The following is a 13,033-nucleotide window of genomic DNA, read 5'->3' on the forward strand; positions in this document are numbered from 1 at the left end:
CTAAATTATTGGAAATACAGCAGAAATTCCAATTAACCGAATTTCGGTTAATTGGAATAATGGTTGAATATGACGATCTCGTCCGCGCGCGACATATTCAGTTGATATCGCGCCTTTTCGTCCAGCATATCCTTGTCGAGCGAGCCGTCACTGAGCAGCGCAACCTGACTTTCCAGATGTTCGCGCTTCGCCTTCAAGACTGCAAGCTCTTTTTCGCGCTCAACGCGCTGGCGCTCGAACGTCTCCGTTGCGCGCAGCCCATAGTCGCCATGGATGCAATGATAACCGAAGTAGGAAAGGAAGGCGACCGTCATGGCCGGAATGACGAAGCGACCGATTCTTCTCTTCTTATGATGCTTTGTCCACATACACGCATGCTCTTGAACGCATTACCAATTCGTTCAATCTAGCGCGCAGAGATTAACCGTTCGTTGACTCTAAAAAGCAGGCAACAAAAAACCCGCGCCCGGAAAAGGGCGCGGGTCAAGCCGTTAAAAATCAGTTCCGATCAGCCGCGGATGATCGAGCGGCCGGCATACTGGGCCTGGGGGCCGAGGCCTTCTTCGATGCGGATCAGCTGATTGTACTTGGCAAGACGGTCGGAACGCGACAGCGAGCCGGTCTTGATCTGGCCGCAGTTGGTGGCGACCGCGAGATCGGCAATGGTCGAATCTTCCGTTTCGCCGGAGCGATGCGACATGACGGCGGTGTAGGCAGCCTTGTGCGCCGTATTGACCGCGTCGAGCGTTTCCGTCAGCGAGCCGATCTGGTTGACCTTGACGAGGATCGAGTTGGCGACGCCCATGCGGATGCCGTCGCGAAGACGGGCGGAGTTGGTGACGAAGAGATCGTCGCCGACCAGCTGGGTCTTCTTGCCGATCAGGTCGGTCAGCGTCTTCCAGCCGTCCCAGTCGTCTTCGGCCATGCCGTCTTCGATCGAGATGATCGGGTACTTGGCGGCGAGTTCGGCCAGGTATTCGGCCATGGCGCCGGGCTCGAGCGTGCGGCCTTCACCTTCGAGAACGTATTTGCCGTCCTTGAAGAATTCCGTCGAGGCGCAATCGAGGCCGAGGTAGATGTCCTCGCCCGGCCTGTAGCCGGCTTTCTCGACCGACTTCATGATGAAATCGAGGGCTTCGGAAGCGCTCTTCAGGCCCGGTGCGAAACCGCCTTCATCGCCGACATTGGTGTTGTGGCCCTGTGCCGCGAGTTCCTTGCGGAGCGTGTGGAAGACTTCCGAGCCCATGCGCACGGCTTCGGCGATCGTATCGGCGCCGACCGGCAGGATCATGAACTCCTGGAAGTCGATCGGATTGTCGGCATGGGCGCCGCCGTTGATGATGTTCATCATCGGCACCGGCAGCAGGCTTGCGGAAGCGCCGCCGACGTAACGGTAGAGCGGCAGGCCGGAAGCCTGAGCGGCGGCCTTGGCGACTGCAAGCGAGACGCCGAGAATGGCGTTGGCGCCGAGGCGCGACTTGTTCGGCGTGCCGTCGAGCTCGATCATGATGTTGTCGATCTGGATCTGATTTTCGGCGTCGATGCCGCCGATCGCGTCGAAGATCTCGGTGTTGGCGGCCTCGACCGCCTTCTGGACGCCCTTGCCGAGGTAGCGCTTGCCGCCGTCGCGCAGCTCGACCGCCTCATGCGCGCCGGTCGAAGCGCCCGAGGGTACAGCCGCGCGGCCCATGCTGCCGTCTTCGAGATAGACATCGACTTCGACGGTGGGGTTGCCACGGCTATCGAGAATCTCGCGGGCAATGATATCGGTGATTGCAGTCATGGGTTCTTCCTGCTCGGGTGGGTGATAGGGGTTCGAAACCGTCTTAATCGAAGGTGCGCAAATTACAATGGCACTTTGCGATCCCTTCCATGTCCATATCCAGTCGTCGCTACAGCACGTTCGTGTCAGGCTTTTGACTGTCAGCCCTTGGCGACCGCGTCGAAGGCCAGCAGCTTTTCGAGAAGCCGCGGCATATCCTTGAGATAGACCATGTTCGGGCCGTCGGAAGGCGCATTGTCCGGGTCCTGATGGGTTTCGAGGAAGACGCCAGCAATGCCGGTGGCGACTGCGGCGCGCGCCAGCGTTTCGACGAACTCCCGTTGACCGCCGGAGGATTCGCCCTGCCCGCCCGGCTGCGCCACGGAATGGGTCGCGTCGAAAATCACAGGCGCACCCATCGCTGCCATGATCGGCAGCGAGCGCATGTCGGAGACCAGCGTATTGTAGCCGAAGGAAGCGCCGCGCTCGCACAGCAGCACGTTCGGATTGCCGCTGGCATTGAGCTTCTTCAGGACGTTCTTCATATCCCAGGGCGCAAGGAACTGGCCCTTCTTGACGTTGACGGCGCGGCCGGTCTTGGCGGCGGCGATGAGAAGGTCGGTCTGGCGGCAGAGGAAGGCCGGGATCTGCAGAACATCGACCACCTTTGCGACCTCGTCGCATTGCTCGGCGGTATGGACGTCGGTCAGGACCGGAAAACCGAATTCCTTCTTCAGGTCGGCAAAGATCTCCATGCCCTTCTCAAGCCCGATGCCGCGTTCTGCCGAAAGCGACGTGCGGTTCGCCTTGTCGAAGGAGCTCTTGTAGATGAGGCCGATGCCGAGCTTTGCGCAAAGCTCCTTCAGCGCGCCGGCCATCATGAAAGCATGATCCCGGCTCTCCATCTGGCAGGGGCCGGCGATCAAGGACAGGCGGCCGGTATTGGAAAAGGTGACCTGGCCGTTGCCTTCGCCAACCTTGACTTCGGAATTGGTATTGGAGCTCATCGTGGTTCCTCGAAGGCGAAGAGCGTGCCCTGACCGGGCGCGGGCTTCACCAGAATGCGATTGTTCTTGCGCGTGTAGGTCACCCCGTTAGCAGCCAAATGCGCTTCTGTCACGGCAAGATCGGCGACATTGAAGAGGATTGCCCGGCCCCGCAGGCCGCGCTCGGCGGATGAGACGGCGATCTCGAAATAGGCCTCAAGCCCTTCCGGCGTCATCAGGCTGATTCTCGCATTCGATGCCGCGATATTGACGCCGAAACCGGTTTTCTCGACTGCCGATTGCGCCGCGGCAAGGCTGACGAAGGCGCCGAAGGCCGCTGGTTCCGGGGCTGAAAGCGCCACCTCGGCAATTCCCGTGACGCCATTGGCATGTTTCTCCAGCGCACCACGATCGGCCGGCAGCGGGTTGATGCGCTGACAGGTGAACAGGAAGAGATCGGGCGCGCGCAGATCGCCCGCAAAGGCCAATTTGAAGCTGCCGACGCTCTCCGAACCATCCGGCATCTTCATCGGCCGGCTGAACTCCAACATCTCGCCGGCGCTCGATCCCCTGGTGGCGAACTTCTTATGATCGAGGGTGGAATTCTCGGTGGCGAAGACGATTGCCGAAAGCCCCTCCTCGCCGCAGCGGAAGCGGAAAGCCTGGTTGCGGGCGGTGAAGACATTGCCTTTCCGCGCCGATGCCTCGCTCTCCTCGACGCTCGCAACGCCGAGCGGCTCCAGATAGGTTTTGTCGGCGAAGAAGACGCAGGCATTTTCCGTTCCAAAGGGATGGCGCGCATCGGCGGCAACGGTGAAACCGAGCTTGCCGAGCCTCTCGCGCGCAAGATCGATATTGACGACCGGCAGCACGACATGATCCAGCGGGTGCGGCTTGGCATGCTCGTTCATCGGTTCCTCTCCCTGAAATGGCAAGAGATGTGCGACAGCGCACTCTCAATTCAAGACTTGCCTGCCAAATCCCGCAAATGAAAATAAAAATCGCAACGAGTTGATGGGAAGTTTTACGGAAATTTAGCTACTTGCGGAACACATATGGAACATATAGTGTCTGTTCTGGATTTGTTTCAATCACGGGGTCTGACGTCGATGCTCACGCGCAAACAACAGGAGCTACTCCTTTTCATTCATGAGCGCATGAAGGAATCCGGCGTTCCACCGTCTTTCGACGAGATGAAGGATGCCTTGGATCTCGCCTCGAAATCCGGCATTCACCGCTTGATCACGGCGCTCGAGGAGCGTGGCTTCATTCGCCGCCTACCGAACCGCGCCCGCGCCCTCGAAGTGATCAAGCTTCCGGAGGCCTACAGCCCCAGCATCCAGCCCCGGCGCGGTTTTTCGCCGAGCGTCATCGAAGGCAGCCTCGGCAAGCCCCAGCCGGTCGCCGCTCCCGCTCCTGCAAAGCCCGTCGCCGACAACGGCAACTCGGTCTCCGTGCCCGTCATGGGCCGCATCGCCGCCGGCGTTCCGATCTCGGCGATCCAGAACAACACCCACGACATCGTGGTTCCGGCCGATATGCTCGGCAATGGTGAACACTATGCGCTGGAGGTCAAAGGCGATTCGATGATCGACGCCGGTATCTTCGATGGCGACACCGTGATCATTCGCAATGGGAGCACCGCCAGCCCTGGCGACATCGTCGTGGCCCTCGTCGACGACGAGGAAGCGACGCTCAAACGCTTCCGCCGCAAAGGCGCTTCCATCGCGCTCGAAGCGGCCAACCCGGCTTACGAAACCCGTATCTTCGGGCCGGATCGCGTCAAGGTTCAGGGCAAGCTCGTCGGCCTCATTCGCCGCTATCATTGACACCGGGCGGGCTGGATTCGGCAAAACTCCCGCTGCGCCAATCATAAGCGCGATGGCGCATCCACGGCCGCGACAGCGTGCTGAATGCGGTGACGGTCTGCGGACCGTCATCCGTAAAGCGCAACTCGACGGAACCGGTCCGGCGCAGCGTCTCGCCAGTGAAGAGCGTCGCGCGTGAACGGCAGCGGTCGAACCGCAGCCGCACCGGCGTCACGACGATATTGCCCACATCGCAGGCCGGGCCGAGATAGGCGGCGTTGTCGATGACGGTTACGACTTTTCCATTTGCCAGCCGCGATATGCACCAGGCCTTCTTAACGCAGGAAAAGCGGTTGGCCTCGCCGTTTGCCGCGGCCGCCTGCATCGCGCTCCTCGCTTCCTCCCGCTGATCCGGGGAAAGCTGCAGACGCCGATCGTCTGCCTCGGGGATAGCGGGGCCATCCAGCATCTTCGGCGAATGATGGGTCGGCAGGACCAGCGCTCTCTGCCACTGATCGAAAATGAAATTCGGCGGCCTTTCGCGAGTGGAGGCCATGGCTGCGGCCTCAACGATCCCGACAAGACCGCCATCCTCCGAAATGACAAGGTCCGGCGAGTGGGCGGATGGAAGAACAAGCAAAACGAGCGTCGAAGCCGTCATGACGGCGGTGCCGATACGGCGCAGGCGCGTGCGCAAGAGCGTCATGAGCAGGAAGCCGGCAACGGCAACAGCGAAGTACCAGCCGGGCAAACGGCCGATCCCGATGCCGCCACCCCAGCCGGAAACCGTCTTTGCGACCGCGATCACCAGGTCGAGGCCAAATCCGACCACCTTCCAGGGCAGTGCGTCCAGACCGAAAGGCATGAGCAGCATTGCCAACAGGCCGGCGGGCATGACGATGAAGGAGATGATGGGTATCGTCGCGAGGTTTGCCGGCAAGCCGTAAGCCGTCAGGCGATGAAAATGCTCGATCGAAAAGAGCGCGGTCGAAAAGCCGCCGATCAACGAAGTTAGGAAGACGCCGGCAAAGAAGCCTCCGACCGCAACGAAGGGCCGAACGATCGGCAGTTTCAGAAAGGCATTTTCACGGACGCGCCGATCCTTCCAGAGCTGATAACCCGATACCAGCGCCAGCGTCGCGGCAAAGGACATCTGGAAGCTCGGACCCAATACCTCGGACGGTGAGATGGCAATGATGACCAGCGCGGACAGCGCGACATTGCGCAGGCTGATCGACGGCCGGTCGAAGAAGACGGCGATCAGCATGACGGCCATCATGATGAAGGCGCGTTCGGCCGAGACGGCGAAGCCGGAGATCAGAAAATAGGCGGTAACGGCGAGCAGCGCGCCGCCGGCGGCGATCTTCTTCGTTGGATAGGCCTGGGCGATACCGGGAAAGAGGCTGAGCAGCATTCGAAAGCCGACGAAGAAGATGCCGGCAGACAACGCCATGTTGAGACCCGATATGGCGATGATATGGGCAAGTCCGGACTGGCGCAGCGCCTCCGTCGTCTCATTCGAGATGGCGCGCCGCTCGTCGGTCACGAGGGCGGCCGCAAACGCACCGGTGTCGCCGGGCAGGACCGATCTTATGCGATCACCGATGCCACTGCGCAGCCGGTAGAGCCATTCGAGCAGCGCTTCCGATGTCGATGCCGCGGCCTGCGGCCCCGCCTGCACATCGACCTTGTCGGGTGCACCATAGAAGTAGCCGTTTGCGCCGATGCCGTCGAAATAGGCGCCGAAGGAGAAATCGTTGAGTTCGGGAAGCGCCGGCCCTGCCGGCGGCGTCAGCCGCGCCCTGCCGGTAATGATGTCGCCGATCTCGAAAGAAGCGTCCGCTCCGCGGGCGATCGCCGTGACACGCTCCGGCGGCCGTTTCAGCGTTGGCGCCTCGGTGGCGGTGACGGCAAGAATGTAGCGCCATCGCCCGCGATCGTCGCCCTCACGCCGCTCGACACGGCCGGTTATCGTCGTCGTCACGGCGGAATCAAGAATTACGGTCGAGGCTCGCCAGGTCTCGAACTGCGCCGAAAGCATGCCGCAGACCACAAGTGCGAGCGCCAGCAGCGTTGCCCGCAAGACCGTCCTGCCGCTGCCGATGACGGGGATGGCGACCATCAGCACCGACAGGCAGATCAGCGACGTAACAATCGGAAAATCCGATGCCGCGAGAAACCAGAAGGCGGCTCCCGAGCCGAGGAAGACCGGTGAGAACAGCAGTAGTCCTCCGTGGTCCGCCTCTTCGCCCAACATGCGGAGGCCGGCACGCAACGCTCGTCGAGCCGCGCCCGGCAGCCGATGGCGCAATGGCGTCGCCGACTGCGTCCTTGCCGGCCGCACCGCAGATGGCGCAAAACCCGAGGCATCGGCGGCTCCAGCGCCTGTTTCCGGCCGCAATTCGACTGTCCTCAACCCCTGCATGCACCGCCCGAAAACCACCCGCCAAGGCAGCCAGAATGCAGCCTCCCATCAAATCCTGCAAGGATAATCGATTGAAATACGAGGGAAAATCGCGAACACCAAAAGACCAGTCGAATCATCGGCTTCCGCTATGCACGCCGCTCATCGCTGCAGTGCCTAAAAGGTGATGCCGCAATGCACAAAATGCCATCACGGTAACTTGGCATTAGCTTCGCGATCATATAGCTATCGATGAGGACGCTTAACCCCTATGGCGCTTTTATGGCGCTACCGACATTTCGGAGGATCAGCATGACGGATCAAAGCGCTACAATAAAAATCGGTGACAAATCAGTCGACCTGGCCGTTAAAAGCGGCACGATCGGCCCCAGCGTCATCGATATCGGTGCACTCTACAAGAACACCGCCTCCTTCACGTACGATCCGGGTTTCACCTCGACCGCATCCTGTGAATCGAAGATCACCTACATCGACGGCGACGAAGGTGTCCTGCTGCACCGCGGCTATCCGATCGAGCAGCTCGCCGAACACGGCGACTTCCTGGAAGTCTGCTACCTGCTTCTCTACGGCGAACTGCCGACGGCCGCGCAGAAGAAGGATTTCGATTATCGCGTCACGCACCACACCATGGTGCATGAGCAGATGAGCCGCTTCTTCACCGGCTTCCGCCGCGATGCGCATCCGATGGCCGTCATGTGCGGCTGCGTCGGCGCACTGTCGGCCTTCTATCATGACTCCACAGACATCACCGATCCGCACCAACGCATGGTCGCCAGCCTGCGCATGATCGCCAAGATGCCGACGCTTGCCGCCATGGCCTACAAATACCATATCGGCCAGCCCTTCGTTTACCCGAAGAACGACCTCGACTATGCGTCGAACTTCCTGCGCATGTGCTTTGCCGTTCCGTGCGAAGAATATGTCGTCAATCCGGTTCTGTCGCGCGCCATGGACCGTATCTTCATCCTGCATGCCGACCACGAGCAGAACGCTTCGACCTCGACCGTCCGCCTCGCCGGTTCGTCGGGCGCCAACCCGTTCGCCTGCATCGCTGCCGGCATCGCCTGCCTCTGGGGTCCCGCTCACGGCGGCGCCAACGAAGCAGCGCTCAACATGTTGACGGAAATCGGCACGGTCGATCACATTCCGGAATATATCGCCCGCGCCAAGGACAAGAACGACCCGTTCCGTCTGATGGGCTTCGGTCACCGCGTCTACAAGAACTACGATCCGCGCGCCAAGATCATGCAGAAGACGACGCATGAAGTGCTCGGCGAACTCGGCATCAAGGACGATCCGTTGCTCGAAGTGGCGATGGAGCTGGAGCGCATCGCGCTCACCGACGAATATTTCATCGAAAAGAAGCTCTATCCGAACATCGACTTCTACTCCGGCATCACGCTGAAGGCGCTGGGCTTCCCCACGACCATGTTCACCGTGCTCTTCGCGCTCGCCCGCACCGTCGGCTGGATCGCGCAGTGGAACGAGATGATCGAAGATCCGGAACAGCGCATCGGCCGTCCGCGCCAGCTCTATGTCGGCGAACCGAAGCGCGACTACATCCCGGTTTCGAAGCGCTAAAAGCTGCAACAAGACAAAAAGAAAACCCGGTCAGAAATGGCCGGGTTTTTTATTTGCGAGAACATCGAGCAATATCTTAGCCGCGTGCTCTCCTGGCGGTCTTTCCGTCTGCATTCGCTGCCAGATGAGCTCGTAGCCTTCCTTCATCGCCTTGAGCTGATAGGTGTCGGCTGACAACCTTTCCATCCAGCGTGCAAGGCTTGCGCCGCGAACGACATCGTTCAGATATTCCGGCACGACCGGGTAGTCGGCGATCAGATTCGGCAACGCGCCGGTCCAGGTCTTGATGCTCGACGTCAGCATCCGCATGATCCAGTCGACCTTATAGGCCGAGACGACGGGAACATCGGCAAGCGCCAATTCGAGAATGACCGTTCCGGACGCCGCCATGGCTGCATCGGCTTCCGCGAAGGCCTTCCATTTCGCTCCCGCGCCGACAACGATCTCCGGCTGCACCGCCCATCCCGCCGTCATTTCGCGAACGAGCGCCTGCCTGTGTGGCACGGTCGGCAGAATAAAGCGCATAGAGCCGTTGCGGGCGACAAGCTCGTTCGTTGCGGCCTCGAAGTAAGGCAGGAGTTTCTTGATCTCGGAGGAACGCGAGCCGGGAAGAAGAAGGATCGGGCCATTGCCGGGCTGCCTGCCGGCGCGCAGGCGACGGGTCTCAAGCAACGCAGGCTCGGCAGTCAGGCGATGCCCGACATAGGTCGTTGCCGGTCCGCCGAGCGCACGCATCACTGCCGGCTCGAAGGGCAGAACGGCGAGCACGTGATCGACATAGCCAAGCATGCGCGTCGCGCGATATTCCTTCCAGGCCCAGACGCTTGGACAGACATAGTTGACGACAGGCAGATCGGGCAGCGCGGTACGCACGCGCTTGGCCACGCGATGGGTGAAATCCGGGCTGTCGATAATGAGCAGGATATCCGGCCTGGCCTCGATGATATCAGCCGTCGTCCTGCGGATCAGGGTGAACAGCCTCGGCAGCCGGCTCAGCACCTGGGTGATGCCCATGATCGACAGCTCGGAAAAATCAAACAGGGATTTCAAGCCTTCGGCCTGCAGCCCCTCGCCGCCGACGCCGACGAGCTCCACCGGTCCGGCATGAATGCGCTTGAGCGCGGCGATGAGATCGGCGCCGAGCAGATCACCCGAGACCTCGCCGGCGATGACGGCGATCTTCAGCGGCACGCCACTCATTCGAGCCCCCATGCCGGCAGGCCGCGATCGATGCCGCAGACGAAAAGCCCGGCCTCATCGGCAGCCTTGATGACGGCGGCGCGATCGAGCACCAGCGACCGCCCGGCCTCGACGGCGATGCCTGCAAGACCGGCTTTGCCAGCATTCAAGACCGTCGAAACGCCGATCGCCGGCAGATCGGCGCGAATATCCTGCTGGGGCTTGCAAAGCTTGACGAGCCCGCCGCGGCGGCGCGGAGAGATGCGCCCGGCGGCTCTGAGACCCGCGACACGTTCCAGCATCTCATCCGTGCCCTCAAGCCCCTCCAGGGCAACGACGCGCCCGCCGATGCTGACGGCGCCCTGCCCGATATCGAGCCGGCCGAGCGTTTCGGCGGCTTCGGCAGCGCGGGCGATATCGCGGCGATCTTCCTCACTGGGCGCCACCGCGCCAAGGGGGCCGATGGAAGCAAGAAGATCAGGAGCGATCTCATGGGCACCGACGACGCGCCGGCCGTTTCCCTCGATCAACCGGATCACCATCTGCAGAACCGTATCATCACCGCCAGACAGCAATGTGCGGATGGCGGCCGGAACCTTCATCAGGATGCGCAGGGTCGGCCGCACCTCACGCCACTCCGGCCGGCGGCGCACGCTGCCGGACATGACGACGCGGCTGACGCCGTAGCGGTTGAAGAGGCCGTCGAGGGCGGCGAAATCGCCGATGCCGACGACCGCGTGGTCATAGCCTTCCCAGCGCCGGTCGCTCTCGTCCTTCAGCGCAACGATAACGGGATTTTCGCCAGCCGCTCGCGCGGCCTCGGCGACATAGGAAGGCAGAAGACCACCGCCGGCGATGATCGCCAGCCGGCCCGCCGCGGTGTCGCCTGATAAAGCCACGGACTAGCCCTTCTGCCCTCGGGTCGGCGAGGACAGGGCGCGGTCGCTTTCAGCAGCGATGAAATCGAGGATCTGGACCACCTGCTCGCAATCGGCATATTCCTCGCGGATCGCGGCGGCATTTTCGCGGACGGAGGCCGTTCCTTCGAAAATCGCCTTGTAGGCGCGGCGAACCCTGTGGATGACGGCGCGATCGATGCCGGCGCGGGTCATGCCGACGACGTTGAGACCGCCCAGCAGCCCGGGATTGCCGTTCAACATGCCGTAGGGGATGACGTCGTAACTCACTGCCGACAGACCGCCGACGAAGGCGTGACGGCCGACGCGGGTGAACTGGTGAACGGCCGAGCCGCCGCCCAGGATGACGCGATCCTCGATGACGACATGGCCGGCGAGCATGACGTTGTTCGACATGATCACGTGGTTGCCGACGCGGCAATCATGCGCGACATGGGAATTGGCAAGGAAGAGGTTGTTGTCGCCGACGATCGTCTGACCGCCGAAATCGGCCGTGCCCGTATTCATCGTCACGCCTTCGCGGATCGTGCAGTTGGCGCCGACCGTCAGTGTCGTCTCCTCGCCGCCATGATGCACGCTCTGCGGATCACCGCCGACCACGGCCATCGGGAAGATGCGCGTGCCTTTGCCGATCACGGTGCGGCCGGTGACGACCGCATGCGCCAGGAGCTCGACATTCGCATGAAGCACGACATGCGCGCCGACGTAGCAGAAGGGACCGATTTTCACGCCCTCACCGATATCAGCTCCGTCTTCGACGACGGCCATCGGATGAATACGGGCGCTTTCGGCGATATTGCTCATGCCTGATCCTTACGAACGATCATCGCGCCGATATCGGCCTCGGCGACAAGCGCGCCGTCAACCTTGGCGTCGCAATGGAATTTCCAGATATTGCCGCGCTGCTTGTGCTTCTTGACGTGAAATTCGACGCGATCGCCGGGCACGACGGGCTTGCGGAAGCGCGCATTCTCAATGGTCATGAAATAGACGAGGTTGCCCGGCTGGCCTTCCTTCTTGGCACAGATCGCACCCGCCGTCTGGGCCATGCCCTCGATCAGCAGAACGCCCGGCATGATCGGAGATTCCGGAAAATGGCCGGTGAAATGCGGTTCGTTCACGGTGACGTTCTTGATGCCGATCGCGGTGTTGTCGCCGTCGATCTCGATAATCTTGTCGACCATGAGAAACGGATACCTGTGCGGCAGCAGCTTCATGATCTCAATGATGTCAGCCGAAGAAAGCGTTGTCGTGGCTTCCTCAGTCATTTTGCTTGCCTCCAGGGTTCTTTCCGCGCAACTTGCTCTTCGAAACCTGCTGCGCGGCCTCTCTCAGATAGTCTTTTAGCGGACGTGCAGGGACACCGCCATATTGTCCGCCGGCGGCAAGATCGGTCATGATACCGCTTTTGGCGGCAATCTGCACGCCGTCACCGATGGTCACGTGCCCCTTGATTCCGGCCTGGCCGCCGATCTGCACGCCATTGCCGATCTTCGTGCTGCCGGCAATGCCGACCTGCGAAACGATGGCGCAATGGCGGCCGATCTGGACGTTGTGGCCGATCTGCACCTGATTGTCGATCTTGGTGCCCTCGCCGATGACCGTATCGTCCATGGCGCCGCGGTCGATCGTCGTATTGGCGCCGATCTCGACATTGTCCTGAATGATCACGCGGCCAATCTGGACGATCTTGATCATGCCGCGCGGACCCGGCGCATAACCGAAGCCATCCTGGCCGATGCGAACGCCATTGTGGATGATGACGCCATTGCCGATCAGCGCGCAGAGAATGCTGGCATTGGCAGCGATCGAACTATCCCGGCCGATCTTGACATTTGAACCGATGACGGCGTGCGCGCCGATGCGCGTCCCCTCGCCGATCTCGGCGTGCGCACCGATGACGGCCAACGGCTCGACGATCACGCCTTTCTCGAGTTTGGCGCTCGGATCGATCACCGCGCTCGGAGCGATCTCGCTCTCGCCTGGAAGGCCAACTGGACGCAATGCAGCGGGATAAAACAGGCCGCCCGCCATTGCGAAAGCCGCGTGCGGATTGGACGACAGGATGATCGGGATATGCGGAGGTACGAGGTCCACAAGCGCCTTGTCACAGATCACCGCAGAGGCTTCGCACGTCGCGAATTCATCGCGGCTGCGGCGCGACAGGATATAACAGACGTCGCCCGCCCGCGCCCGGCTGATGGGCGCGACGGACCTGACGACGACATCGGCATGATCGGAATTAGCGAGCTCCGCCCCAAGAAACTCTGCCAGCTCCGCGAGCTTCAGACCTTCATGGGGCAGAAAAAAAGCGTTGTGCTCCATCGGCAATGCTCCAGAACGGAATTGAGTCTTACAGTTCCGGACTGCCGATA

12 protein-coding genes are annotated in these 13,033 nt (G+C 61.5%); 2 read left to right on the forward strand and 10 right to left on the reverse strand.

All coding sequences use genetic code 11. The annotated features are described in order from the left end of the window. Positions 1-47 precede the first annotated feature (47 nt). The 4 genes from QD408_RS20015 to QD408_RS20030 all read right to left on the reverse strand — a co-directional run bounded on the left by QD408_RS20015 (position 48) and on the right by QD408_RS20030 (position 3,659). Positions 48-368 carry an FtsB family cell division protein gene (locus QD408_RS20015; RefSeq protein ID WP_088683948.1) on the reverse strand — a complete coding sequence of 107 codons (321 nt, stop codon included), beginning with the start codon at positions 366-368 and terminating at the stop codon, positions 48-50. Between the two features lie 140 nt (positions 369-508). Beyond that, a complete protein-coding gene (gene eno / locus QD408_RS20020; protein WP_414140501.1) occupies positions 509-1,783 on the reverse strand; it encodes a phosphopyruvate hydratase in 1,275 nt (424 codons plus the stop codon). 140 nt (positions 1,784-1,923) lie between these two features. Next, positions 1,924-2,769 carry a 3-deoxy-8-phosphooctulonate synthase gene (gene kdsA / locus QD408_RS20025; RefSeq protein WP_414140502.1) on the reverse strand — a complete coding sequence of 282 codons (846 nt, stop codon included), beginning with the start codon at positions 2,767-2,769 and terminating at the stop codon, positions 1,924-1,926. Further along, entirely contained in the window at positions 2,766-3,659 is an 894-nt protein-coding gene (locus tag QD408_RS20030; RefSeq protein ID WP_414140503.1) for a VOC family protein, read from the reverse strand. Before QD408_RS20030 ends, kdsA begins: the two co-directional genes overlap by 4 nt. Positions 3,660-3,857: 198 nt before the next feature. Between QD408_RS20030 and lexA the strand changes: the two genes are divergently transcribed. Then, positions 3,858-4,577 (forward strand): transcriptional repressor LexA, encoded by a 720-nt coding sequence (lexA, locus tag QD408_RS20035; RefSeq protein WP_088683944.1) that lies wholly within the window; start codon positions 3,858-3,860, stop codon positions 4,575-4,577. Here the strand turns inward: lexA and QD408_RS20040 are convergent. Then, complete coding sequence (locus tag QD408_RS20040) at positions 4,558-6,981, reverse strand: ComEC/Rec2 family competence protein (protein WP_414140504.1); 2,424 nt, start codon at positions 6,979-6,981, stop codon at positions 4,558-4,560. The two genes, lexA and QD408_RS20040, sit on opposite strands and share 20 nt — an antisense overlap. 291 nt (positions 6,982-7,272) lie before the next feature. On the opposite strand from QD408_RS20040, the gene gltA reads away from it, so the two are divergent. Further along, on the forward strand, positions 7,273-8,562 hold the full coding sequence (gene gltA, locus QD408_RS20045; protein ID WP_038688692.1) for a citrate synthase: 1,290 nt from the start codon (positions 7,273-7,275) through the stop codon (positions 8,560-8,562). A gap of 30 nt (positions 8,563-8,592) precedes the next feature. Here gltA and lpxB read toward each other — a convergent pair whose 3' ends face one another. Genes lpxB through lpxD form a run of 5 tightly spaced genes read right to left on the reverse strand, consistent with a single transcriptional unit; the run spans position 8,593 to position 12,983 of the window. Next, positions 8,593-9,762 carry a lipid-A-disaccharide synthase gene (gene lpxB / locus QD408_RS20050; RefSeq protein ID WP_414140505.1) on the reverse strand — a complete coding sequence of 390 codons (1,170 nt, stop codon included), beginning with the start codon at positions 9,760-9,762 and terminating at the stop codon, positions 8,593-8,595. Continuing rightward, positions 9,759-10,640, reverse strand: coding sequence for an LpxI family protein (locus QD408_RS20055; RefSeq protein ID WP_414140506.1), 882 nt, complete (start codon positions 10,638-10,640; stop codon positions 9,759-9,761). The genes lpxB and QD408_RS20055 overlap by 4 nt, the downstream gene beginning before the upstream one ends. A gap of 3 nt (positions 10,641-10,643) precedes the next feature. Continuing rightward, entirely contained in the window at positions 10,644-11,462 is an 819-nt protein-coding gene (gene lpxA / locus QD408_RS20060) for an acyl-ACP--UDP-N-acetylglucosamine O-acyltransferase (RefSeq protein ID WP_414140507.1), read from the reverse strand. Further along, positions 11,459-11,926: a 3-hydroxyacyl-ACP dehydratase FabZ gene (fabZ, locus tag QD408_RS20065; RefSeq protein ID WP_064709042.1), complete on the reverse strand. Its 468-nt coding sequence runs from the start codon at positions 11,924-11,926 to the stop codon at positions 11,459-11,461. Before fabZ ends, lpxA begins: the two co-directional genes overlap by 4 nt. Next, positions 11,919-12,983 carry a UDP-3-O-(3-hydroxymyristoyl)glucosamine N-acyltransferase gene (gene lpxD / locus QD408_RS20070; RefSeq protein WP_414140508.1) on the reverse strand — a complete coding sequence of 355 codons (1,065 nt, stop codon included), beginning with the start codon at positions 12,981-12,983 and terminating at the stop codon, positions 11,919-11,921. Before lpxD ends, fabZ begins: the two co-directional genes overlap by 8 nt. Positions 12,984-13,033: the final 50 nt, after the last annotated feature.

The sequence above is a fragment of the Rhizobium sp. BR 249 genome (genome assembly GCF_047445895.1).
In the GTDB taxonomy this organism is placed as follows: Bacteria; Pseudomonadota; Alphaproteobacteria; order Rhizobiales; family Rhizobiaceae; genus Rhizobium.

Coding starts and splice junctions, on each gene's coding strand:
- QD408_RS20015 (WP_088683948.1), bottom strand. CDS start 368: ATGTGGACAAAGCATCATAAGAAGAGAAGAATCGGTCGCTTCGTCATT.
- eno (WP_414140501.1), bottom strand. CDS start 1,783: ATGACTGCAATCACCGATATCATTGCCCGCGAGATTCTCGATAGCCGT.
- kdsA (WP_414140502.1), bottom strand. CDS start 2,769: ATGAGCTCCAATACCAATTCCGAAGTCAAGGTTGGCGAAGGCAACGGC.
- QD408_RS20030 (WP_414140503.1), bottom strand. CDS start 3,659: ATGAACGAGCATGCCAAGCCGCACCCGCTGGATCATGTCGTGCTGCCG.
- lexA (WP_088683944.1), top strand. CDS start 3,858: ATGCTCACGCGCAAACAACAGGAGCTACTCCTTTTCATTCATGAGCGC.
- QD408_RS20040 (WP_414140504.1), bottom strand. CDS start 6,981: ATGCAGGGGTTGAGGACAGTCGAATTGCGGCCGGAAACAGGCGCTGGA.
- gltA (WP_038688692.1), top strand. CDS start 7,273: ATGACGGATCAAAGCGCTACAATAAAAATCGGTGACAAATCAGTCGAC.
- lpxB (WP_414140505.1), bottom strand. CDS start 9,762: ATGAGTGGCGTGCCGCTGAAGATCGCCGTCATCGCCGGCGAGGTCTCG.
- lpxA (WP_414140507.1), bottom strand. CDS start 11,462: ATGAGCAATATCGCCGAAAGCGCCCGTATTCATCCGATGGCCGTCGTC.
- fabZ (WP_064709042.1), bottom strand. CDS start 11,926: ATGACTGAGGAAGCCACGACAACGCTTTCTTCGGCTGACATCATTGAG.
- lpxD (WP_414140508.1), bottom strand. CDS start 12,983: ATGGAGCACAACGCTTTTTTTCTGCCCCATGAAGGTCTGAAGCTCGCG.